This window comes from Chryseobacterium ureilyticum (genome assembly GCF_900156735.1).
In the GTDB taxonomy this organism is placed as follows: Bacteria; Bacteroidota; Bacteroidia; order Flavobacteriales; family Weeksellaceae; genus Chryseobacterium; species Chryseobacterium ureilyticum.
Genome location: NZ_FTOL01000016.1, coordinates 1 through 23609, shown reverse-complemented (window position 1 = coordinate 23609; position 23609 = coordinate 1). Strand labels below are relative to the sequence as shown.

The following is a 23609-nucleotide window of genomic DNA, read 5'->3' as shown; positions in this document are numbered from 1 at the left end:
GATATACTCTCGTTTTCAGTGGGGCAAAGATAACAACTTTATTCAAAGCAAAACAAACTTATTTAACATAAATTTCATCTTAAATTAATATTCAATCCTAAACAACTGGTTTAAAGGGAGAAAAAGTTTAAACATTTGTTTGAGGGAGGGCTGAGGGAGGAATTAAAGAATATGAGAATGGAAGGTGGCAACGTTTTATATATAATATGGATGTGAGGGTGTTCAAATAAGTGATAAAGGATACTATTATATATAGAAGATTTTTGAATGGTTTTAAGTTTGGGCTAAAGCCTATGAGGTGTGATTCTTTGTAAACGGGCTAAAGCCCGTTTCTAGTGAATATCTTGTGGATAAGCTTATGGGTAGTGAATATTTTATTTAACCACATAGCCATTGATTACGCAGATTAGGATAGCTGATATATTAATATTATATAGAGGTATTATAATAAGAATGGAAAAATATAGATGTGGAAGAATGAAAGACGTAAGTATAATGATTCATAATGAACCAAAATAGATCATCTTATATAGCTCTACTTATATATAGATAAGTGAAATTGGAAATAAATACTGAGATCATTACACGAAGACAAAGATTAAAGAATGCATACATTGAAATTGACCTCTACTTATTAATTATACCCATCATTCATTACCGGTACTTCTCCCCTAGCCCCGATAGAAACGGTTACCCCACAGCATACATTGGAAAGCGTTAGGGTTTAGAAGTTGGATAGCATGGTGCGAGGAGTATGAGTGAAGAGCGGGAAATAGCTCCTAAAATATAGAATAGCTGAATAAAGTATTCTTATAAGGAAAAACGATCTATATATTTCTAAAATTCTTAGATCATTAATCAAACAATCTTAATTGTTGATCTTTACTTCCAGTGAAACCCGTCGTCGATAATTTGGGAAATTCTTTTCCGTCAAAAAACTTTTTCCTACCTATTTTAAAAGTTGTATGAATCATTTCGGCAATATTTCCCTCCCCTCTCTGTCTTTCAAAATATCTTTTGTCACCAAGTTTTCCACCACGCATGGAACGAATAAGGTTTAATACTTTTTGTGCTCGGTCTGGAAAATGAGTTTCTATCCAATTCACAAAGACAGGTTCTACAGTATCATTGAGTCTTACCAAGGTATATCCAAATCCTAAAGCCCCAGCATCTGAAATTGATTTTAGAATATTTAAAGGCTCATCACTATTTAACCCAGGAATAATAGGCGCCACCATAACATGCACGGGGATCTTATTTTCGGAGAGAATTTCTATTGCTTTGAGTTTATTTTTTGCAGAACTTGTTCTTGGTTCCATTTTTCTTCTCAATTCTTCATTAATCGTTGGAATACTTAGTGAAACAGAAACTAAATTCTGTTCAGCCAAAGGTTTTAAAATATCAATATCTCTTAATACCATGGCGTTTTTTGTCAGAATATTGACAGGATGTCTGTAGTCAAGACAAACTTGTAATAATTTTCTCGTGATTTCAAATTGTCTTTCCGCCGGTTGATAACAATCTGTATTTCCCGACAGCAAAATCGGAGCAGGTTTATACCCTCTTTTTTGAAAAAATTTTTCCAGTAATTCAGGGGCATTTTTCTTTACCATGATCTTTCTTTCAAAATCAATTCCTGCGCTATATCCCCAATATTCATGAGTAGGTCTTGCAAAACAATAGGAACAGCCATGTTCACAACCTTGATAAGGATTCATAGAGTATTCCATCGGAAGATCTTCGCTTTTTACCTGATTCACAATAGATTTTGGAAAGACTTCGGTAAAAGAAGTTTTTATGGTTTCGAAATCTTCATCTTCTGGCTCATAGGTATACCTGTCGAAACGATTAATAACATTCCGCTGAGCTCCCTGACCTTTTATGAATTTTTCGTTTTGCATCCTGATGTAAAATTAGAATGGAATTTTTATAAAATAATGAACTTTAACATTAAAGTTTTCCACAAAAAAATCCAACACCTAAGAAAAGTGTTGGACAAACATAATTAAATATATTTTTTTACTACTTCAGTGCGTAAAATTCAACTCCATGAGTTTCATCTTCTTGGTTCTTTTCATCAAAGTGTCTGTGATAATCCGAGTAGGCATCACTATATTTTTTATCTTTTTTAGTCAAAATTTTCTTTATGCTTATTAAACTTAATACTGCCAAAAGTCCAACTCCTCCTGCCAGTAAAACTCCAACTTCTTTTTTCATATTTTCTTTGATTTATTACAGTAAGCACTGCAAAAAGTGTACCTATTTTATTTTTTTAAATTATAAATTTTGTTAACATTAAAGTTTATTTTTAGGGAAACTGTAATCCTTTATTTTTCTTATCTTTAGAAAAGCAATGGTTTAATTATTGCACTTATTAACAAAAATATTATTATGGAAAATCCAGAAAACATCGATAGAATGACCACCTTAAGTCAAGTTATGCAAAAGCTCTCTGAAAGAGGAATTCAAAGGGAATTTAGGATGAGTGAAAATGGTGAAATGAAGTTTGAAAATTCTGAAAAAGTATATCAGCCCACTGATTTAACTATTCTAAAAACTTATCGTTTTGAGGGAGATAGTAATCCTGATGACAGTGCTGTTTTATACGTGTTAAAAGATGACGCAGGAAACCGTGGAATGATTATAGACTCTTATGGAGCAGACAGCAATTATCCTGGTGAAAAATTTGATGAGTTCCTTAGAAACGTTCCTATTCTGGAAAGCAATGAATTCAATTTTTAAATTAGCAGTATAAATAATAATTCTTTAAACCATTAAGAATGTTTTGATTCAGATCACATTAGACTACTCCTTAATGGTTTAAAAGATTATTTCACTTCGGCATCATCTTTCTTTTTAAAAATTTTATTGAAAAAGCCTTTCTTTTCTTTATTTTCCTCCTGTTCATTTGGTGAGGATTTTTTATCCTTTATTTCTTGTTTGATCTCTTTTACAGATTGTTTCATATCTTTTACTGTAGAAACTGCATTTTTCACTTTTGCTTCTGTCTTTTCCACATTTTTTCCGATCAAAGTTTTCTTTAAGCCCTGCTCAATTCCTTTCCAAAAAAGATTAAAAAACGATTTTGTAGGATCACGTTCCACATTTTCAACAGTCACGGATTCCGGAAAACTTCCTGAGTTTGATTTTAAGAAAACATTTGCTACTGCTGTCAAAAAGCCTTTCTTTTCATGATTATGCTTGTTGAGAACAGCAATTTTCAAGTCTTTATGTTTTAAATTAAATGTTCCATGTAATCCTGCAGGATTTCCTTTAAAATTGAACAGCATCTCCTGAATGGTTCCTGCAGTAGCCGTTACATGAAGATAAGGTCTGATAAACGGATTAATACCGTTTGCCGGAAGGTTTGAAGTTTTCCCGGAAATTGCAAATCCATCATTCTGATCTGCGACATCAAAATTCCAGTTTACAGAAAGTGGTGCCAAATTCATAAATGAGCAATTGATTTTAATATCAACTTTAGTAGGTTTTCCTTTTGTTTTAGCAGAATTTAGGTTTTTAACGTTCATATTAAAATTACTGAAGGTCAGCTTCCCGGGTCCCATACTTTCAGGTGTATCTTCTTCGTACACTAAAACAGAGTTTTTCAGATCCAGATTATTAATATTCATTGGAATTTTAATGGAACGTAACATTTTTGAATACAGCGCTTTTATTTTCGGGTCATCTTTTGGAATTTTACTCCTGAAAATATTTGCATCTGCAGATTGGATCGTAACATGAGAAGCATTGATGAATTTATTATGAGAAAACAGATCCCACTCTCCTTCTGCTGATATCTGCCCCGCCTTCAAATCATACAAATCCCGCTCAACGGGTATCATTTTGATAAACTGCGCTCTCGAAACAAGAGGCTTCATACCAAAATTATTGATCTGAACTTTATTTTTGTTTAGCTTCAAAAGTCCTACACTGATATTGTAAAACTGTGTTTTATATGCGAAATTTCTGGTGGTTAAAAAATAGTTTTTTACTTTGAACGAAAGGTTTTGCCCGTTAGGTTTTGTTCCTATTTCAATATCATTTACAGTAGCATTCAAATCGTGAAATGCCAATGGTTCTTTTTCTTTGTCGTAAATAATATTTGAATTCCTTAAAGAAACCTTTCTTACGATAACAGACTGTATAATCCCAGGACTAGCATTTTTCTTTGCTTTATTTTCACCAGCCTTTATTGTTCCGTTGAGATTTTCAATGAGTACGTCTTTAATATCCAGATTCAGTTTTTTGTTAGCGAATTCCAATTTATTGATATTAAAAGCAATATGGTTGGTTTTTAAATTCATTGTAGTTTTTTCGCTTTCAGGAGAACCTGGCGTAAAAGACACATTGTTAATTTCGCCATTCGTAGGCTTCAAAGCAATACTTCCTATATTGATATTTTGATGATCAGAATAGGTAATATCTTTACCTGAGAATGTAAAATCATTATAACCCACAGGGATAATTTGCTTTGATGTTTCTTTATTAAAGACAAGTTTATTGATATTCAGATTAAGGTTTGCTGCAGATAAAAGTTTGTTTCCGTCCGGTTTATTAATTTGTGCAACCGCATTTTTAAGTTTTATATTTTCTAAGTTGACCTCAAAATTTGATCTTTCTTCTTCTTTTTTCTCTTTTTTAGCTCCGGTATTATAAACGGTTAAAAGAGGATTTTCAAATTCAGCATCTGCAAGAGCAACCTTATTCTTATTTAAAACAACATCTTTAAAATCCATCTTTGGGATTGAAAACTCAAAAAGCTGTGTTTTTTTAGGATAATATTTCTTAAACTGCTCAAAAGAAAGTAGTGGAATCAGTTTAAAATTTTCAACAGACATTTGTCCGTCAGCAGTATTAATGGTATTAATCGTAATAGCATATACATTATCAGGTCTGAAAAAGAATTTTTCACCTTGAATGCTATATCTGTCAAACACTACAGGCAATTTATTCTCCACTGACTCTTCTGTCATTTGCAGGTTTTCTACAAACAGATTGAGTTTTTGAACTGATATAAATTTTTGTTTGGTATGCCTAAAAACAGCAATTTCCCCATCATTAATCCTGATATTTTCAAATAAGAACGGACTTTTTTTCTTTTCTTTTTTCTTATTAACAGGTTTTGCAAGAATGATATTCAGGTTAGGTTTTGCCACCAGTAGATCTGATGAGCTTATTGTTTTATTAAAAATTGCGTCATAGATCCCAAAGCGACTTACTTTTAAAGTATCAACAGTTCCCTGAAGACCAATAACGGCTGTATTCTGTGGATCTTTATTATTAACAGAAATTCCGGTAGCCAGAATGTTTCCGGTACTAAGATCTACATCTAAAGTTTCGTAGGAAACTTTATAATCAGTATTTTTTTTTATATACTCAGGAAGTTGGGTTTTAAGCCAAAAATTTAATCCGAAATTTGCGACAAGAAGCAGTCCTGCCAGAATTCCGAAGCTTATTAATAGTCTTTTTACCCATTTTTTCATATTTGTGATTTGGTTTGTTTTTTTGTTAAGATCAGTTTTTCACATTCAATTCAATTACATATCCTTCATGACCTCTTACATTAATAAAGTTTCCGCCTTCAAATCCAAGATACTGTCCTTTAATTCCTGTAAGCTTACCTGTAAATTCCGGTTTTTTATCTAAAGTAAATGATGTTACTTTTTCTGGCTTTTCAAAAGGATAATCAAACATCCATAATTCTTCTCCTTCACTGTAGAATTTTTGGAAGTCTGCAGGAAAGTATTCTTTAATTTTCTGTCTGAAATCAGCAAGATCTACTTCTCCTTCAAAATCATCCTGAAGCATTTTTCTCCAGTTCGTCTTATCTGCTAAATGATCTTTTAAGGCAACCTCTATCATTCCTGCTTCATAACGGTTTTCCGTTCTTGCAATCGGCAAGGCAAAAGTAGCTCCCTGATCGATCCATCTTGTAGGAATCTGTGTATTTCTTGTTACTCCTACTTTCACGTCTCCTGTATAAGCAAGATAAACCGTGTGAGGCTGTAGCTGAATTTGTTTTTCTACTTCCAGATCACGTTCCGCCACCCCTAAATGTGCTGTAGAAAGCTCAGGACGGATAATGGTATCACTTGCATACGGGCTTTCAAAAAAGCAGCTTTTACAGAATCCCATTCTATAAATAGGCTTATCTTCGCCACAGTTCACACACTGAAATCCGATATGTTTTATGCTTAACTCTTTTCCAAGCAACTCGTTCATATGGATCAGATCTCCGGAAAGATTGAGATAGTATTGGATGGGTTTAGCATCGTAGCTTGTCATTTTTAATATTTGCCCTTGAAACTGCATATTATATTTATATTACTTTTTTACGTAAATTTAATGATTATATTTTTCAAAAAGTAAAATTTATATTTTTGTGTCAATAAAAAACCACAGATGATTTATCTTGTAACAGGAGGCAGCGGGTTCATCGGTTCCCATTTAATTGAACGATTATTAAGAAATGGACATTCTGTCATAAACATTGACAATTTTGATGATTTCTACAGCTATCAGATAAAAATTAAAAACACTTTAGAGTCTATTGGTAAAATTTCGGATTTTGAATTCACCAATAAGGAGGATGATATTCAGCATTTAATCTCTCTCTCCCACTCTGACAACTATACTATTTACTACCAAGACATTAGAGATAAGAAAGGTCTTGAAAATATCTTTAAAAGTCATTCTATCGATATGGTAATCCACTTAGCTGCATTGGCTGGTGTTCGCCCTTCTATAGAAAGACCTTTAGAATATGAAGAAGTAAATGTTCGTGGAAGTATGAATCTTTGGGAATTATGTAAAGACTTTAATATTAATAAATTCATTTGTGCCTCTTCTTCAAGTGTTTACGGAAACAATGAAAAAATTCCTTTTGCTGAAACGGATAATGTAGATAATCCTATCTCACCCTATGCTGCTACTAAAAAGAGTGGAGAAATTTTGGGACATGTTTACCATACCTTATATAATATAGATATGATCCAATTAAGATTTTTCACTGTCTATGGACCTAGACAACGCCCGGATCTTGCAATACATAAATTTACAAAGCTTATTTCCGAAGGTTTAGAGATTCCTTTTTATGGTGATGGAAATACAGCAAGAGACTACACCTATATTGATGATATTATTGATGGAATCGTTAAGTCTATAATTTATTTGGAAAATAATTCTGATGTTTATGAAATCATTAATTTAGGAGAAAATCAGGTTGTCACTTTAACGGAAATGGTAGCCATTATAGAAGAGGCTCTTCAAATGACAGCGGTTAGAAAAAATCTGCCAATGCAGCCCGGAGATGTCACAAAAACGAATGCCGATATTACGAAAGCAAAGGATTTAATAGGTTATAAACCTGACACAGACTTCCAAAATGGCATAAAAAAATTTGTGGAATGGTTTTTGAGAAAACGACATTAAGTAAATTACTGACATGGCTGCCATGCAGTTGGTAACAGTCATTTATAGGAAAAAATTATAAAAAGAATTGAAAATCAAGTATAAAAAAGTTTATTATACAACCTATTTTTATACTTTTGCAAAAAATTAGAAAATTATGTACTGGACATTAGAATTAGCTTCATATTTAAGTGACGCACCTTGGCCAATGACAAAAGCAGAGCTTATTGACTACGCAATCAGAACTGGTGCACCGATGGAAGTAGTGGAAAACCTTCAAGCGATTGAGGATGAAGGAGAGATTTATGAATCTATTGAAGAAGTTTGGAGCGACTATCCAACTGATGAGGATTTCCTTTGGAACGAGGACGAATATTAATAAAGCGATAAGCTTTAGGCTGCGTGCTTAGAGCTTTTTTGCCCTTTTTTATATATTAATTTACACGATAAGCGTGTCATTTAAAACGCTTAAAGCATCTTGCATTAAGCATAAAGCAAAAAATTTATGAGTTTTTTAAACAAAGTTCTTAAAGGGTTTTTGGGAGACAAAAAAGCGCAGGACCTAAAAGAAGTAAAAAAAGTTGTAACAAAAATCAAGGCTGTAGAACCCAACATCCAACAATTGTCGGATGATGGTTTAAGACAAAAAACTGCTGAGTTTAAAGAGACAATAAAATCCGCAACCAGCAATATCACAGCTCAAATAGAACAGATTAAAGAGCAGATAAAAAATTCAACAAACGTTGACGAGAAAGAAGCTCTTTTCTCAAAGATTGAGTCTTTAAAGAAAGAATCATACGAAATTGAAGAGAAAGTTTTGGTTCAAATTCTTCCGGAAGCTTTTGCATTGATCAAAGAAACTTCAAGAAGATGGGCTCAGAACAAAGAGATCCGTGTAACTGCTAGTGACTGGGACAGAGAACTTGTGGCTGCAGGAAAAGATTTCGTTGAAATTCAGGGAGACCAAGCTGTTTGGAAAAACTCATGGGACGCTGCCGGAACTCCTGTAGTTTGGGATATGGTCCACTATGATGTTCAGTTTATCGGAGGTATTATTCTTCACAGTGGTAAAATTGCCGAGATGGCAACCGGTGAAGGTAAAACTTTGGTAGGAACATTACCTATTTATTTAAATTCACTTCCGGAAAGAGGAGTACACGTTGTAACCGTGAATGACTACCTTGCGAAAAGAGACTCCGCTTGGATGGGACCTCTTTATCAGTTCCACGGAATGTCTATCGATTGTATCGATAACCACCAGCCGAACTCAGACGGAAGAAGAAAAGCATACAACTCAGATATTACTTACGGAACGAACAACGAATTCGGTTTCGATTATCTGAGAGATAACATGGTGACTTCACCTTCAGAATTGGTACAAAGAGAATTGAACTTTGCTATCGTTGACGAGGTGGATTCTGTATTGGTAGATGATGCGAGAACTCCTTTGATCATTTCCGGTCCGGTTCCTCAGGGAGACAGACAGGAGTTTGATGTTCTTAAGCCTTCTATCGACAGAATTGTTGAAGTTCAAAAGAAAACTGTTTCTGCAATCTTCAATGAAGCGAAAAAACTAATCGCTGCAGGAAACACTAAAGAAGGAGGATTCAAATTGCTTCAGGCGTACAGAGGTCTTCCAAAAAACAGACAATTAATCAAATTCTTATCGGAAAGCGGAAACAGAGCATTGCTTCAGAAAGTTGAAGCGCAATATATGCAGGACAACAACCGTGATATGCCGATCGTAGATAAAGATCTTTATTTCGTAATCGAAGAAAAGAACAATCAGGTAGACCTTACAGACAAAGGTGTTGAGTACATGTCTCAAGGTAACTCTGATCCTAACTTCTTCGTTCTTCCGGATATCGGAACTGAAATTGCAGAAGTAGAGGCTAAAAACCTATCTAAGGAAGAGGAATTCGAAGCTAAAGAAAAACTTTTCGGTGATTTTGCTGAAAAATCTGAAAGAGTTCACACGATGAGCCAGCTATTGAAAGCGTATACATTATTTGAAAAAGATGATGAGTATGTGGTAATTGATGGCGAAGTAAAAATCGTTGATGAGCAGACTGGTCGTATCATGGAGGGACGTCGTTATTCAGACGGTCTTCACCAGGCGATAGAAGCTAAAGAAAACGTAAAAATTGAAGCTGCAACGCAAACTTTTGCAACTGTTACGCTTCAGAACTACTTCCGTATGTACAACAAGCTTGCGGGGATGACCGGTACTGCTGAAACAGAAGCTGGTGAGCTTTGGGAGATCTACAAACTTGATGTAGTAGTAATTCCAACAAACCGTCCGATCTTGAGACATGACAGACAGGATTTAGTTTTCAAAACCAATAGAGAAAAATATAATGCTGTAATTGAAGAAATAGAAAAATTAACTGCTGCAAAAAGACCTGTACTTGTAGGTACTACTTCAGTAGAAATTTCTCAGTTGCTTTCAAAAGCTCTTCAATTAAGAAAGATTCCACACCAGGTATTGAATGCCAAGCTTCACAAGAAAGAAGCTGAAATTGTTGCTGGAGCAGGACAGCCAGGAGTTGTAACGATTGCAACCAACATGGCAGGTCGTGGTACGGATATTAAATTATCTAAAGAAGTAAAAGAAGCAGGAGGTCTAGCAATTATCGGTACTGAAAGACATGATTCAAGACGTGTTGACAGACAGTTAAGAGGTAGAGCGGGACGTCAGGGAGATCCAGGAAGTTCTCAGTTCTATGTATCTCTTGAAGATAACCTGATGCGTTTATTCGGTTCTGAGAGAATTGCTAAAATGATGGACAGAATGGGTCATAAAGATGGTGAAGTTATTCAGCATTCTATGATCAGTAAATCTATTGAAAGAGCTCAGAAAAAAGTAGAAGAAAACAACTTCGGAACAAGAAAGAGACTTCTTGAGTATGATGACGTAATGAACAAACAACGTGATGTAATCTATAAGAGAAGAAAGAATGCCTTATTCGGAGATCACTTGAAATATGATATTACAAACATGATTTTCGATGTTGCTAATTCTATCGTTGCGAAAGGAAAAGCTACTGGAAATTATAAGGATTTTGAATATGACATCATTAAAACATTCACGATGGAATCTCCGGTTTCTCAGAATGATTTTAATAATAAAAACATTCAGGATCTAACTAATATTCTATTCAAAGCTGCTCAGGAAGACTATCAGATGAAACTGAACTTATTGAAGGAAAAATCATTCCCAATCATTGAGAATGTATACCAAAATCAAGGTTCAATGTTCAAAATGATCCAGGTTCCTTTCACAGACGGACACAAAACAATGACTATTGTTGCTGACCTGAAAGAAGCTTATGAAACGAAATGTGAAAGCTTAGTAAACGATTTTGAGAAGAATATCACTTTATCAATCATCGATGAAAACTGGAAACTTCACCTTCGTGAAATGGATGACTTAAGAAGATCTTCTCAGGGAGCTGTTTACGAACAGAAAGATCCACTTGTAATTTACAAACAGGAATCTTTCCACTTATTCAGCGAAATGATGGATAAACTAAACAAAGAGATTATTTCTTTCTTATACAAAGGAGAAATTCCAGCGTAAGAAATCACTAATCATAATAACAAAAAACCGCTCTGGCATTGACCTGAGCGGTTTTTTGTTATTGATTGTATAATAATTTTATGATAAAAATCAAATATATTATTTATTTAGAATATTTAAAAATAATATATTTGCATAAAATTTGACTTTCATGAAAAATGTACTGATCTGTGCTTCGGCTCTGGGAACAATGCTGGTTTCTGCCCAAAAAAAAGATTCATTAACCACTAAAAGCATTGACGAAGTAGTAATCAATACATATGCTAAGAAAGACAGTGATTATTCCAACAAGATGCCTCTTAAGGCAATAGAAGACCCACAGGTATATTCTTCTATCGGTAAAGGAGTTCTGGAAAACCAGTTGATATTTACGGTAGATGAAGCATTCAGAAACGTTGCAGGGGTACAGAAAATGTGGAGCGCAACCAACAGAGCCGGAGATGGAGGTATCTATCTTAATTTAAGAGGTTTTGTAGCAGGAAACTCTATGAGAAATGGTATGGTGGCTCCTATTACAACTTCAATGGATGCCATCAATATTGAAAGAATTGAAGTCTTAAAAGGTCCTTCTGCAACACTATTTGGAAGTAATGTAACTTCTTATGGTGGTGTAATCAACAGAATTACGAAAAGACCTTATGAAACTTTTGGCGGATCGATTTCTTTAGCTGGAGGAAGTAATAATTATTATAGAGCACAGGCAGACGTAAATGCTCCTCTTACCAATGATAAAAAATTATTATTCAGATTAAATACAGCTTATACCAATCAGGGAACTTTCCAGAAGACCAATGCTAAAAATTCTTTTTATGCTTTCACTCCTTCCCTAACTTATCGCCCTACAGATAAATTGGAAATCAATGCAGAATTGGAAATGCTTGAAACGAATGCTTATCCGGAAACTTCATTTTTCTTTTATTTTCCAAGTTCAACACTCGGTGCAGATAGCATGGATAAAATGGAAAAACTAGGTTATGATTATAAGCAGACCTATATGGGTGATAACCTTAAAACTACTGCAAAAGCAAGAAATTTCTTTGGACAGGTAAATTACAAAATAAACGATCATATTAAGTCATCAACCAACGTAAGTACTTCATATTCTTATTCTGATGGTTTCAATCCGTATTTTTATTTTAAACCAAGCCCAGACAATGCATTAGAAATAGGAATAGCGAGAGCAGATCAATCAACTAAAGACAGTAAAAGAACTTATTTTCAACTTCAACAGAACTTCAATGCTGACTTCAAAATCGGAAGCGTAAGAAATAGAACAGTTGCTGGTTTTGACTACATGAGAATGAATGATAATCAGTTTTTTATGTTTACCGAATTTGACTGGGTTCCATTTAATGCTGCTGATTATTCAAATATGAATGGACAGACATTGGCAGAAAAATATAAAAGCTTACAGGGTAGTCCTACTTTTGACCGTGATAATACTTATATAAGTACAGGTAAAAAAGATGTTTACAGTGGTTATATATCTAATGTTATTACTCCTGTAACAGGGCTTAATATCCTTACTTCTTTACGATATGAAAGTGTAGATTTTAAAGGTGGGCAGACAGGTCAAAACCCCACACCAGCGTATACTCAGGGTGCATGGTCTCCTAAATTAGGAATTGTTTATCAGCTTATTCACGATAAAGTATCTGTTTTCGGAAATTATCAAAACAGTTTTACAAGTAACGGATACTATATTTCAGATGCCGCTTCTAATGTTACCCTTTCTGATCCTGAAAGAGCCAATCAATTTGAAGGAGGTTTCAAAGCAAGTCTTGTTAAAGGAAGGATCAGCACAACCTTAAGTTATTATAATATCAAAGTAAAGAACACTCTTCTTAATATTGGATATACAGCCCAAGGCAGGGCTATTCAAAGACAGGCTGGCTCATTAACGAGCAGTGGTGTTGAATTGGAGGCAAACGCTTATCTGATCAAAGGATTCTCTGTAATCGCAGGAGTAAGTTACAATGATATGAAATATACGGAAGCTGATAATGATGTAATAGGAAGAAGACCTGCTACAGCATCATCTCCGTGGCTAGTGAACCTTAATGCAAGTTACCAGTTCCTTGATGGAAAATTAAAAGGGCTTGGCTTTGGTGTTGGCGGAAACTATGCCAGTGACAATAAAATTGTGAACTCAACCTCCATGGGAACTTTTATACTCCCAAAATATCTGGTAATGAATGCCAATATATTTTATGATGCACCGAAATTCAGAATTGGAATAAAAGTAGACAACTTCACCAATGAAAAGTACTGGAATGGATACACTACGGCAAATGCACAACAACTTGCCAATGTTTTAGGAAGTTTCACTTATAAATTTTAAACTGTTTAAATAAATTACTACCCTTTATAAAACAATGAAAAAACTGACGATAGGAGCTGCAATGTTAACATCAATGTTCGCATTTGCTCAAGAAAAAGACAGTATCAAATCTAATAATATTGAAGAAATTGTTGTCAGCGGCAGATATTATCAGAAATATAAGCTCAATGAAGTTTCCGGCTCATTAAGAATCCAGACCCCTATACTTGAGTTACCACAAAATGTTCAGTCTGTAAGTTCTCAGGTTCTTGCTGATCAGCTTACATTGAATATGTCCGAAGGTATTGTTCGTAACGTAAGTGGTGCAAGAAAAGTAGAACACTGGGATAATGTATATTCCAATGTTTTCATGAGAGGTGCAAGCATTGCTACTTTTATGAACGGAATGAATGTTTCCTCTACATGGGGACCCATTAATCCTGACTCATCGATCATTGACAGAATAGAATTCGTAAAAGGACCGGCTGGATTTATGGGTTCTATGGGAGATCCGGCAGGGTTTTATAACGTAGTAACCAAAAAGCCTACAGGTAAATTTGCAAACAGTGTTCGTTTTACGACGGGGAGTTATAATCTTTTCAGAGGAGAAGCAGACTTAGACGGGGTTCTTGTTAAAGATGGAGTTTTAGATTACCGTATCAACTTAATGGGAAGTTCCAATAAATCTTGGGTAGAAAATGATAAAACAAGCAAAATCATTATTGCTCCTTCCATTACTTTCAGACCTACAAAAACCACAACATTTACAGCTCAGTATAATTATCAGCAGTTAAAATTCAATCAGCCTGGAGCTTATATCATGTCAAAAGAAGGTTATGCAACATTAGGAGTTCATACCAATTTCAATGATCCGAATTTTAAAGAAACTAAAGTAAAAGATCAAAGCTTATTTTTGAGTCTGGATCAGAAACTTTTCAAAGATTGGGTATGGAGTACGCAATATGCTTACATGGATCTAAACTATGATGGTGGGTCATGGTGGGGGGATTTCAGAACCCCTGAAAATCCTAATCTATTTACAAGAGATCTTAGCAACTGGCAGGCTGTCGGAAAAAACCACATTTTCCAAACCTACCTGAGAGGAAGTCTTAAGACCGGAAATATTGTACATAAAATCATTGCCGGGTTTGATTACGGAGACAGAAAATATAATGCTGACTTTTCAGGAATGGGAAGTGGCGGTTCTATTAATATTCACAATATCAATTATGGCGTTGATCCCTCTACTCTTCCACCTAAAAGTGCATACTATTTGAATAGAAATGCAGCATTTTATGATGATGAAGGGGTAAAATACACGTCTTATTATGCTCAGGATCAAATAGAAATGTTTAATAATAAGCTTCGTGTAACTTTAGCAGGAAGATATACCAGCGGAACTACTTATGCAGGTTATCCGAATCTTGGGGAAGTAAAACCTGATACAGCCGGAGAATTCACACCGAGAGTGGGAGTTAGTTATTCCATTAATGAAAACTTTTCTGCGTATGGAATATATGATAAAACATTTACACCACAATCTGCCAATACTTTTACCGGTTCCATTACAGCTCCTTTAAACGGGCAGAATATTGAATTCGGATTAAAAAAGGATTGGTTCAACGGAAAATGGAATACTACTTTTGCCATCTACGAAATCCGAAGAAAAAATATACTTACTAAAGATTTTGTAAACAGTACTCCTGCACAAACATTCTACTATGCTTCCGGAGAACAGAGAGCCAGAGGATTTGAAGCTGACCTAAAAGGAGAAATTGTAAAGGGACTGAATGTTATTATCAATTATGCATACACCGATGCAAAAACAATAAAGGATAATGATGCTCAGCTCATTGGAGCTCCATCTCCTGGAAATGCTAAGAATGTTCAGAATACATGGGTAACTTATCAGTTTGACAATAACATCTTAAAAGGTTTTGGGATCTCAGCTGGTTACCAATATCAAGGGGGAAGAGTCTCATGGTATGGAACCAATTCCGGAAATCAGTCACTTCCAGATTACTTTGACACTAATTTCGGAATTTCTTACAGGGCTAAAAAGTTTGATATTAACCTAATGCTGAACAATGCGTTCAACAGAAAACTATTCAGTGGTTATTATGATCCGGGATACAACACTCCTAATGACAGAAGTGATGATAAATATGTTTGGATTTACAATGCCCCTCGTAACTGGAGATTATCAATCGGATATAAATTTTAAAAATCAAGGTTAGCCCTTTAAGGGTTAACTTTTTCTATGAAAAAGAAACATCACCATAAAAAGAAAGTTTCTACTACAAAGAAATGGTCTGCCAAACTTCATTTGTGGTTTGGTTTGTCCGTTGGTATTATCGTCTTCATTGTCTCTCTTACAGGGACTTTATATGTTTTTAAGGATGAAGTACAAAACAGTCTGCGTAAAGAAGCTATTTATGTAAAACAGGAAGATTCTTCAAAAAAACCGTTACCCATTAACCTGCTTCGTGAGAAAGTAAGTATGGAGCTTAATGAAAAATATCCGTTAAACTCGGTAGAAATCTCTCTTGACAAAGGAAAATCATATCGTTTTTTATACTATGAAAAGAGTAAGAAAGGATGGAATTATTTTCAGCAGGTACTGATTAACAAGCAGGTCTATATTAATCAGTATACAGGAGAAATCCTTGCTGTTTATGATGAAAAATATGATGTATTCAATATTTTGAAATATATCCACTGGGGACTTTTATTAAATTCCGAATGGGGACCGTATGTAGTAGGAATTCCTACTGTATTGTTTATCATTATGTTGATTACCGGAATTATTCTGTGGTGGCCCAAAAATAAAAATGCAAGAAAAGGACGTTTCTGGTTCAATTGGGAAAATGTAAAAAACTGGAAACGTAAAAATTATGATCTTCATAATGTATTAGGCTTTTATGCCTCATTTATTGCCTTAATAATGAGTATTACCGGGATTTATTTTGCATATCCTTATGTAAAAAATACTTTTAATCTTACCCTATCTGGTTATTGGGAACAACCAAAGGAAAAACAGATAAAATCTCCTGATTCATTGATGGCAAAGAGATCTGATCTTTTTGATATAACAGCTTTACAAACTGAGAAACTATACGCTGGGGCTTCCAGCTACAGAATTTCACTCAATGGAAAAAATAAGAAAGGAAAAGAGCTTAATAACCTTCCGATTACCATCTATGGGCAAGAAGGAAGATTCAGCGAAAGAAATACACTGACATTTGATAAATATACAGGAAAACTACTAGCCAACAAACCTCATCACAAACTGAATAACGCCGAGAAATATGCCAATGCCAATTATGATGTCCACACAGGTTCATACTTTGGTTTATTTGGAAAAATCATCTGGTTTATTGCCGGTCTTATATGCACATCACTTCCCGTTACCGGATTTCTGATCTGGTGGGGAAAAAGAAAGAAACAAGGAAAGAAAATATAATGAAAAAAGTGCTTTTATCAGCAGCCTGCCTGGGAACTACAACAGCTTTTGCCCAAATTAAGGATACATTACAAACCAAAAATGTTGAGGAAATTGTAATGACTGCTTCAAGGAAAAAGGAGAACATCAAAGAAGTTCCCAGCTCCATTACAGTCGTTGGCGAAAAACAGATTCAGTCTCAATTAACCGTCAATTCGGATATTACAAGTATTTTGCAATATACTGTTCCAAGTTTGGGAACGAATTCCGGACAAACATCCAATACGGGACAAACGTTAAGAGGTCGTCAGGTATTAGTTTTAATTGACGGTATTCCACAATCTACTCCACTTCGAAACGGAGCGAGAGATCTAAGAGTAATTGACCCTTCAGCCATTGAAAGAGTAGAAGTTATAAAAGGAGCTTCTTCCATCTATGGAAACGGTGCAGACGGCGGTATCATCAATTATATTACAAAAAGAAACAAAACAAATCAGAAGATCTCAGGGATCTCTCAAATAGGATTTACAGGACAACAATCCGGTGGAACCTTAGGAGTAAGAGCCAGCCAGCTTTTATCAGGAAAAATCAACAAATTTGACTATACCCTTTCATTAGCCTATGAAAGAACCGGGTATATGAAAGATGCCAACAAAGTTTATCTTACCCCTACCTACAGTACGGCAAAGATGGATAACTATAACGGAATGTTGAAGTTAGGCTATGACATTAATGAAAACCAAAGAGTTGAAGCATCTTATATCGGTTATTCTTCAAGATCTAATCTTAATTTAGGTTTAAAAACAGGAATATACGGAGTAACCCCAACCATTGGTGAAGGTGAAGGAAAAAGCCTTGAAACTACACCTCAGGGAACTCCAAAAAACCATAACATCCGTGTAAGCTATGATAATAAAAATCTGTTTGCAGGAACTTCTTTAAACGTAAATCTTTACTATCAGGATTTTAAAACAGTCTACGGATATAGCGATACCTTTTTCAATGGTGGGCAGTCCAATGTTCTTTCAAAAAAAGCAGGTGCCAGATTCAATTTTGACACTCAGCTTTGGAATTCTCAGAATTCACAGGGAGAAATCATGTACGGAACAGACATCCTGAACGATCAGACCGTACAAAAACTGGAAGACGGACGTTTTTGGACCCCGAATATGAGCATGACTAATATTGCGCCTTTTGTATTGGCAAAAATAGATCTGTTCAAAAAATTGACGATCAAAGGAGGACTTCGTTATGAAAATATTAAAGTAAATGTTGATGATTTCAATACACTTTCTGTGATCAAAAACGATGGAACTTTTACCAAAAGTATCTTTGTAGATGGCGGAAAACTAAATTATAATGCATTGGTAGGAAATATTGGTATTCGTTATAATATTGAGCCTTATATCAATCTGTTCGGGAGCTTTTCACAGGCTTATTCAATCAATGAATTAGGAAGAATTCTGAGAACCTCAACTTCAGAAACGATTAAAAACCTTGAAACAAAACCAATTATTGTTAACAACTACGAACTAGGAGCTACAGGACAGATTTCCAATTGGTTAAACTATGAATTAACTTCTTATGTAAGTACATCAAAATTAGGTGCTACATTTGTTCAGAGTGCAGACAGAGCATTAGTGATCAAAAGAGCTCCGGAAATCGTTTATGGTGTAGAAGGTTTCTTACATTTCACTCCTGTTAAGTGGCTTCAGTTTGGAGGAAGCTACAGCTGGATGGAAGGAATTACTTCACCTGATGACAATGGTAATTATTCTGCAAAGATCAATAACAGCAGAATTTCTGCCCCGAAAGTGCTTGCCTATCTTCAGGTAAAACCGATACCGGAACTTTTCATTGGCGTTGATATGCTTCATTCTTTCAGACAAAACAGATTTGAACCCAACACAAAAAACGGATTGTATGCCTACGGAGAAGGATATGTACCAGATTATACCGTATTTAATTTAAAAGTAAGCTGTGAGGTTTACAAAAACTGGAAGGTATCATTGGGAATTGAAAACTTCTTCAACCGATTGTATCAGCCATCTATTGCATGGTGGGCGGCAAGAGATAGTGATTTCGTCAATTCTTTAGGAAAAAGAGGAACTTTAGTTCTTGAATATAAATTTTAATCAAACTAATCTACCATTGTTATATGAAAAAAAATCATCATCCTAAAAAGAAACCAGGATTCTTTAAAAAATGGTCCGCCAAATTTCACTTATGGTTTGGGCTTGGAATCGGGGTTTTAATTTTTATTATCTCCATTACCGGAGCATTGTACGTATTTAAGGATGAAGTAGAAAACTTTACCCGTAAAGATGTCATTTACCATAATGAACAGAATATAGAACAAAAGCAGATTCTACCTATCAGAGTGATGGAAAAAGCCGTTGTAGAACAGGTAAAGGAAAAATATCCTATCCATTGGGTTAACATTCCTATGGATAAGAAAATGTCATACATGTTCTTCTGGTATGAGCATAATACGGATGCCTGGAATTATTTTGACGAATTTCCTATTTATAAACAGGCTTATGTAAACCCTTATACCGGAAAAGTACTGAGAGTATACGATGAAAAAAACGGATTCTTCAATATTGTAAAGATGATCCACTGGAGTTACCTTCTGAAACAGGACTGGGGAACATATGTGGTGGGAATACCTGTGATTATTTTCATCATTATGCTTATCTCCGGGATCATTCTGTGGTGGCCCAAAAATAAAGCAGCAAGAAAACAACGTTTTGCTTTCAAATGGAAAAATATCAAAAGCTGGAAAAGAAAGAACTATGACCTTCATAATGTCTTAGGTTTTTATGCTTCAATTTTTGCCCTTATTTTCTCCATTACAGGTTTATTCTACGCATTTTTTGTAGTTCAGGCAATGATCTACGTAATCTTTTCCGGAGGAGAAACAAAATATCCGGACTTTTCACACATCAAGACAAAAGCTCCGATAGAACTGAGAACGGAAACGACGCTTGACAAGATTATCAATACAGTGAAGAATAAATATCCAGAGTCATATGGATTTGCCATAGACCTGGGACACGAGCATATGGATGACCATGAACATCCAAATTTTGAAGTATATGTAAAACACCTTACTTATTCTTACCACAAGAGCAGCAGCCTTATTTTTGATGAAAACTCCGGAGAATTACTTCATACTCACGATCCAAAGGATAAAAACTTTGGGGAAAAGGTGGTAAGTGCCAATTATGATATTCACGTAGGAGCAATCCTAGGGCTTCCTACAAAGATTATTGCTTTTATTGTAAGTCTTATCTGTGCTTCTCTTCCGGTAACAGGATTTATGATCTGGTGGGGACGAAAAAAGAAAAAACCTGTTAAAACTTCGTAAACTTGTTAAATAATATTGAGTTAATAATCCATTAATACAATCTTTTTTATAATTTTAGCCCTTAGAATTTAATAATAGAAATGTCATTAATAGATTTATCAAGACAAGTTGCCCTGGGAGTTGACATCGGTGGTACCAATACCAAGTTCGGAATTGTAAACCATCGTGGAGAAGTTCTGGATAAGGGAAACCTGAGAACTGATGCCTATGAGAAGGTAGAAGATTTCATAGATGCTTTATATGAACAAGTATATCCTTTAATGGAAAAACATGGTACAGAAAAGCACTTTGACGGAATCGGAGTAGGAGCTCCTAATGCAAACTACTATAAAGGAACCATAGAACTTGCCCCTAATTTACCATGGAAAGGTGTCATTCCTTTCGCGGAATTAATGACGGCAAAGTTTGGTCTTCCATGTACTGTAACCAATGATGCTAATGCAGCAGCTTTGGGAGAAATGCTTTTCGGAGCAGCACGCGGTATGAAAGATTTTATCATGATTACCCTGGGAACAGGAGTAGGAAGTGGAATCATTGCCAACGGAAACCTGATCTACGGACATGATGGTTTTGCCGGAGAACTAGGACACACTATTGTAAAACCAGGCGGAAGAAAACATTGGAGTACAGGTTCTGAAGGAAGTCTGGAAGCCTATGCTTCTGCAACAGGAATTACGATCACAGCTAAGAAAATGAGAGCCGAGTTCCCTGAATCTATGCTGAACCAATATCCTGAGGAAGAAATCAATTCTAAAACAGTATATGAATGTGCCATGAAAGAAGACCCTATTGCAATAGAAGTTTTCAGGTATACAGGACAGAAACTGGGGGAAGCATTAGCTAATTTCGTGATGTTTTCTTCACCACAGGCTATTCTTTTATTTGGCGGGGTGATCAAGGCAGGAGATTTTATCTTAAAGCCGGCTAAACTTCACATGGAAAGAAACCTTCTTCCTATCTTTAGAAATAAAGTAAAGTTAGTATTCAGTGAGCTGGACGAAGCAGATGCAGCCATCCTTGGTGCAAGTGCTTTAGTTTGGGAGAAATAACTGATACACTTATCATATTTAAAAGCGATCTTACTTTGAGATCGCTTTTTTTATTTACCACAAATTTACATTAGTGCATTCGTGGCATAAAAATGTCTATACAGAACATGATCATTAACAATATCTATGAAAACAATTCACCAGATCCGTATCAAAATCCCTGAAGTTTTTCTTACTTTTGATTAGCCTTTTCTATATGCTGTATTGAGTAATGAATAGGCTGTTGTAAACAAAATAATTACCAAAAAATGGATAACAATAATTTAGAAACGATCGTTTTCGGTGGCGGATGCTTCTGGTGTGTAGAAAGCTGTTTTAATATGTTGAAAGGGGTAAAATCCGCGATTTCAGGATATTCAGGCGGACATAAAGATAATCCGACGTATCAGGAAGTATGTACAGGAGAAACGGGTCATGCAGAAGTTGTGGAAATCACTTATGATCCAGCAATCATTTCTTATGAACAATTAATGGACGTTTTCTTCTTCTTACACGATCCTACCCAACTGAACAGACAAGGAAATGATATCGGAACTCAGTATCGTTCTGTTATTTACTATAAAGATGATGCAGAGAAGCAAAGAGCTGAACTGGCATTAAGAACATCTGAAGAATCAGGAAGATGGACAGGAAAATATGTCACTGAATTTGCACCATTCGAGAAATTCTGGGCTGCCGAGCAATATCATCAGGGATATTACAATGAGAACCCTACTCAACCTTATTGCAGCGCCGTTGTAGGTCCTAAGATCCAAAAATTTAAAAAACATTTTGGTGAACTTGGAATGCTGAATGCAGACTAAACTACTAAAGAAAATCATTATTATAATAAGCGGAATATATTGTATTTCGCTTTTTTTATTCCTCAAATTCTACAGAATCCTTTTGCTTCCCTGCATACTTATAAATAATGAGGGATGAGGTTTTCCTTAATTCCCGTCCGTTATCAGGATCTACTCCATCATCTGTAAAAAATTCTACTTCACTGTTATATTTTGAATACCAGGTTTTCCCCAAAGCATTTATATCCGTGAGCGTGTCTTTTCTCATAATCTTTCGGAAATGAAGCAATTTATGAGCATTCATAGCCACAATTTCTATTCCCGGATTAATATAACTGCTGTCTGTTCCAATATACCTTTCTCCATTCCAATACATATATTTTTTTTCTGTCATCGGACTTACTCCAGACATAAAACCGAAAGAATATGCAGGTGTGTTATTCATTTTCTTACTATTAGAAAAAAGAACATTTCCGGTTACCAGACACAGAATAAAAGTAATTTCTAAAATACCTAATCCATTTTGCTTTATAAAATCAGGCATTTTAAAATGCTGCTCATTGGTAATATTGATATTTAATTTCGAAAACTTTTCCGAAATGGATTGCTCATCCTCATCAACCGTTATTTTAATAGTTGTCTTATTGGCTTCTTCATCTTTTTTAACAAAGGTATTTGAAAAGTCAAGAAAGTCCTTATATCCAACATATTGACTCATCCTATTCAATCTATCAATATGAATTCCTTTCTCTTCTCCTTTATTGCTTATATAAGTATCATAATATCTACTAAAGGTCTTATCATTAATTTCAAAACCTAAATCTTCTTTAAAATAAACCCATAAATAGGCTGCAAGTCCATTTTTGGTATCTTTTCCAGATTCCTCCCCTGCTTTTCTGAACACTTCATGAATTAGTAGTTTTTTCTTGGACATAAATAGTTATTTCAGTCTTTACAAAATAGATGATAATCAATCATACCACATTACGGATTCCCATAAAGCCCACATTGTCCATTTCGTGTCCATCGATGTCCAAAACGTGACTAACACATGCGTCACCCTTTGTCGCATCTTTGCTTCAGAAAATCAGTGAAAAACAAAACATTAAAAACAAATTTACAAAACTGATTTCAAAATCACCAGATAAAACGGGGGTAAAACTCCGGGTTGGGAAGCAGATGTTTCTCCTCCGTTTTTGAAGGTTCACTTCCCAAAAAATTTAGAAGCGCTTCAATTTTTTTAAACGTGTAAAACTATCTGCGATCTGTTTCGCAGGGAAGAACACGAATGCTTTAACAATAAATTTTTTGAAAATGATCCAATTTATTTTAATGCTATTAGGTTTAGCATTCCCAAATAATAACGCAAATACGTCAACAACATCAGATAATAACCCAGTAACAGTATCAGCACAAAGTGCAGCAGCAGACCCAGGAGGATCGGCTGAAGATACTGGCGGAGAAACAATACAAACTCCACCAAAAAAATAATAAATTTAGGATGTCTTCAAGGCATCCTATTTTTTTTATATTTTTATTGAAATTTTTCCAAGTTAATTAGTCATTCCTTAAAAAGCTAATTTTTCATTTTGAAAATTATACTTGCCTAAGAAGATTTTGAGAACAACTTCGAGCCAAAAAAGAATTTGTTGT

At 34.9% G+C, this 23609-nt stretch carries 17 protein-coding genes; 12 read left to right on the top strand and 5 right to left on the bottom strand.

Going from position 1 to position 23609, the window contains the following annotated elements; all coding sequences use genetic code 11:
* Positions 1 to 854 precede the first annotated feature (854 nt).
* Positions 855 to 1901 carry a PA0069 family radical SAM protein gene (locus BW983_RS23475; protein WP_076554273.1) on the bottom strand — a complete coding sequence of 349 codons (1047 nt, stop codon included), beginning with the start codon at positions 1899 to 1901 and terminating at the stop codon, positions 855 to 857.
* 121 nt (positions 1902 to 2022) lie between these two features.
* Positions 2023 to 2217, bottom strand: a complete 195-nt coding sequence (locus tag BW983_RS23470) for a hypothetical protein (RefSeq protein WP_065395436.1) — start codon at positions 2215 to 2217, stop codon at positions 2023 to 2025.
* 174 nt (positions 2218 to 2391) lie between these two features.
* Here BW983_RS23470 and BW983_RS23465 point away from each other — a divergent pair, with 174 nt between their 5' ends.
* Positions 2392 to 2742 (top strand): hypothetical protein, encoded by a 351-nt coding sequence (locus BW983_RS23465; protein ID WP_076554271.1) that lies wholly within the window; start codon positions 2392 to 2394, stop codon positions 2740 to 2742.
* 86 nt (positions 2743 to 2828) lie between these two features.
* Here BW983_RS23465 and BW983_RS23460 read toward each other — a convergent pair whose 3' ends face one another.
* Together BW983_RS23460 and BW983_RS23455 are read right to left on the bottom strand one after the other, a co-directional pair.
* Positions 2829 to 5495: a DUF748 domain-containing protein gene (locus BW983_RS23460; RefSeq protein ID WP_449391976.1), complete on the bottom strand. Its 2667-nt coding sequence runs from the start codon at positions 5493 to 5495 to the stop codon at positions 2829 to 2831.
* Positions 5496 to 5517: 22 nt separating this feature from the next.
* Positions 5518 to 6315, bottom strand: coding sequence for a DUF2797 domain-containing protein (locus BW983_RS23455; RefSeq protein WP_076554267.1), 798 nt, complete (start codon positions 6313 to 6315; stop codon positions 5518 to 5520).
* Positions 6316 to 6405: 90 nt separating this feature from the next.
* Here BW983_RS23455 and BW983_RS23450 point away from each other — a divergent pair, with 90 nt between their 5' ends.
* The 10 genes from BW983_RS23450 (at position 6406) to msrA (ending at position 21977) form a co-directional block, all read left to right on the top strand.
* Positions 6406 to 7434 (top strand): GDP-mannose 4,6-dehydratase, encoded by a 1029-nt coding sequence (locus tag BW983_RS23450; protein WP_076554265.1) that lies wholly within the window; start codon positions 6406 to 6408, stop codon positions 7432 to 7434.
* 136 nt (positions 7435 to 7570) lie between these two features.
* The gene (locus tag BW983_RS23445) at positions 7571 to 7792 is read left to right on the top strand and encodes a DUF2795 domain-containing protein (RefSeq protein ID WP_002662059.1); all 222 of its coding nucleotides are present in this window, start codon (positions 7571 to 7573) and stop codon (positions 7790 to 7792) included.
* A gap of 126 nt (positions 7793 to 7918) precedes the next feature.
* Positions 7919 to 10993, top strand: coding sequence for a preprotein translocase subunit SecA (gene secA, locus BW983_RS23440; RefSeq protein WP_076554262.1), 3075 nt, complete (start codon positions 7919 to 7921; stop codon positions 10991 to 10993).
* Between the two features lie 151 nt (positions 10994 to 11144).
* On the top strand, positions 11145 to 13334 hold the full coding sequence (locus tag BW983_RS23435; RefSeq protein WP_076554260.1) for a TonB-dependent siderophore receptor: 2190 nt from the start codon (positions 11145 to 11147) through the stop codon (positions 13332 to 13334).
* 34 nt (positions 13335 to 13368) lie between these two features.
* Positions 13369 to 15537 carry a TonB-dependent siderophore receptor gene (locus BW983_RS23430; RefSeq protein WP_076554258.1) on the top strand — a complete coding sequence of 723 codons (2169 nt, stop codon included), beginning with the start codon at positions 13369 to 13371 and terminating at the stop codon, positions 15535 to 15537.
* A 36-nt stretch (positions 15538 to 15573) separates the two neighbouring features.
* A complete protein-coding gene (locus tag BW983_RS23425; RefSeq protein WP_076554256.1) occupies positions 15574 to 16776 on the top strand; it encodes a PepSY-associated TM helix domain-containing protein in 1203 nt (400 codons plus the stop codon).
* A complete protein-coding gene (locus BW983_RS23420; protein WP_076554275.1) occupies positions 16776 to 18890 on the top strand; it encodes a TonB-dependent receptor in 2115 nt (704 codons plus the stop codon). Before BW983_RS23425 ends, BW983_RS23420 begins: the two co-directional genes overlap by 1 nt.
* Positions 18891 to 18913: 23 nt before the next feature.
* Positions 18914 to 20125, top strand: coding sequence for a PepSY-associated TM helix domain-containing protein (locus BW983_RS23415; protein WP_076554254.1), 1212 nt, complete (start codon positions 18914 to 18916; stop codon positions 20123 to 20125).
* Positions 20126 to 20205: 80 nt separating this feature from the next.
* Positions 20206 to 21174 (top strand): ROK family protein, encoded by a 969-nt coding sequence (locus BW983_RS23410; RefSeq protein ID WP_076554252.1) that lies wholly within the window; start codon positions 20206 to 20208, stop codon positions 21172 to 21174.
* A gap of 248 nt (positions 21175 to 21422) precedes the next feature.
* A complete protein-coding gene (gene msrA, locus BW983_RS23405) occupies positions 21423 to 21977 on the top strand; it encodes a peptide-methionine (S)-S-oxide reductase MsrA (RefSeq protein WP_084184665.1) in 555 nt (184 codons plus the stop codon).
* Positions 21978 to 22032: 55 nt separating this feature from the next.
* On the opposite strand, the gene BW983_RS23400 is transcribed toward msrA, so the two are convergent.
* Complete coding sequence (locus BW983_RS23400) at positions 22033 to 22890, bottom strand: hypothetical protein (RefSeq protein WP_076554248.1); 858 nt, start codon at positions 22888 to 22890, stop codon at positions 22033 to 22035.
* Positions 22891 to 23288: 398 nt separating this feature from the next.
* Between BW983_RS23400 and BW983_RS24220 the strand changes: the two genes are divergently transcribed.
* A complete protein-coding gene (locus tag BW983_RS24220; RefSeq protein ID WP_167370023.1) occupies positions 23289 to 23447 on the top strand; it encodes a hypothetical protein in 159 nt (52 codons plus the stop codon).
* The last annotated feature ends 162 nt before the right edge of the window (positions 23448 to 23609 follow it).

Excerpts from the sequence above, each read along its gene's own strand:
- BW983_RS23475 (WP_076554273.1), bottom strand. The coding sequence starts at position 1,901 with ATGCAAAACGAAAAATTCATAAAAGGTCAGGGAGCTCAGCGGAATGTT.
- BW983_RS23470 (WP_065395436.1), bottom strand. The coding sequence starts at position 2,217 with ATGAAAAAAGAAGTTGGAGTTTTACTGGCAGGAGGAGTTGGACTTTTG.
- BW983_RS23465 (WP_076554271.1), top strand. The coding sequence starts at position 2,392 with ATGGAAAATCCAGAAAACATCGATAGAATGACCACCTTAAGTCAAGTT.
- BW983_RS23455 (WP_076554267.1), bottom strand. The coding sequence starts at position 6,315 with ATGCAGTTTCAAGGGCAAATATTAAAAATGACAAGCTACGATGCTAAA.
- BW983_RS23450 (WP_076554265.1), top strand. The coding sequence starts at position 6,406 with ATGATTTATCTTGTAACAGGAGGCAGCGGGTTCATCGGTTCCCATTTA.
- BW983_RS23445 (WP_002662059.1), top strand. The coding sequence starts at position 7,571 with ATGTACTGGACATTAGAATTAGCTTCATATTTAAGTGACGCACCTTGG.
- secA (WP_076554262.1), top strand. The coding sequence starts at position 7,919 with ATGAGTTTTTTAAACAAAGTTCTTAAAGGGTTTTTGGGAGACAAAAAA.
- BW983_RS23435 (WP_076554260.1), top strand. The coding sequence starts at position 11,145 with ATGAAAAATGTACTGATCTGTGCTTCGGCTCTGGGAACAATGCTGGTT.
- BW983_RS23430 (WP_076554258.1), top strand. The coding sequence starts at position 13,369 with ATGAAAAAACTGACGATAGGAGCTGCAATGTTAACATCAATGTTCGCA.
- BW983_RS23425 (WP_076554256.1), top strand. The coding sequence starts at position 15,574 with ATGAAAAAGAAACATCACCATAAAAAGAAAGTTTCTACTACAAAGAAA.
- BW983_RS23420 (WP_076554275.1), top strand. The coding sequence starts at position 16,776 with ATGAAAAAAGTGCTTTTATCAGCAGCCTGCCTGGGAACTACAACAGCT.
- BW983_RS23415 (WP_076554254.1), top strand. The coding sequence starts at position 18,914 with ATGAAAAAAAATCATCATCCTAAAAAGAAACCAGGATTCTTTAAAAAA.
- BW983_RS23410 (WP_076554252.1), top strand. The coding sequence starts at position 20,206 with ATGTCATTAATAGATTTATCAAGACAAGTTGCCCTGGGAGTTGACATC.
- msrA (WP_084184665.1), top strand. The coding sequence starts at position 21,423 with ATGGATAACAATAATTTAGAAACGATCGTTTTCGGTGGCGGATGCTTC.
- BW983_RS23400 (WP_076554248.1), bottom strand. The coding sequence starts at position 22,890 with ATGTCCAAGAAAAAACTACTAATTCATGAAGTGTTCAGAAAAGCAGGG.
- BW983_RS24220 (WP_167370023.1), top strand. The coding sequence starts at position 23,289 with ATGCTATTAGGTTTAGCATTCCCAAATAATAACGCAAATACGTCAACA.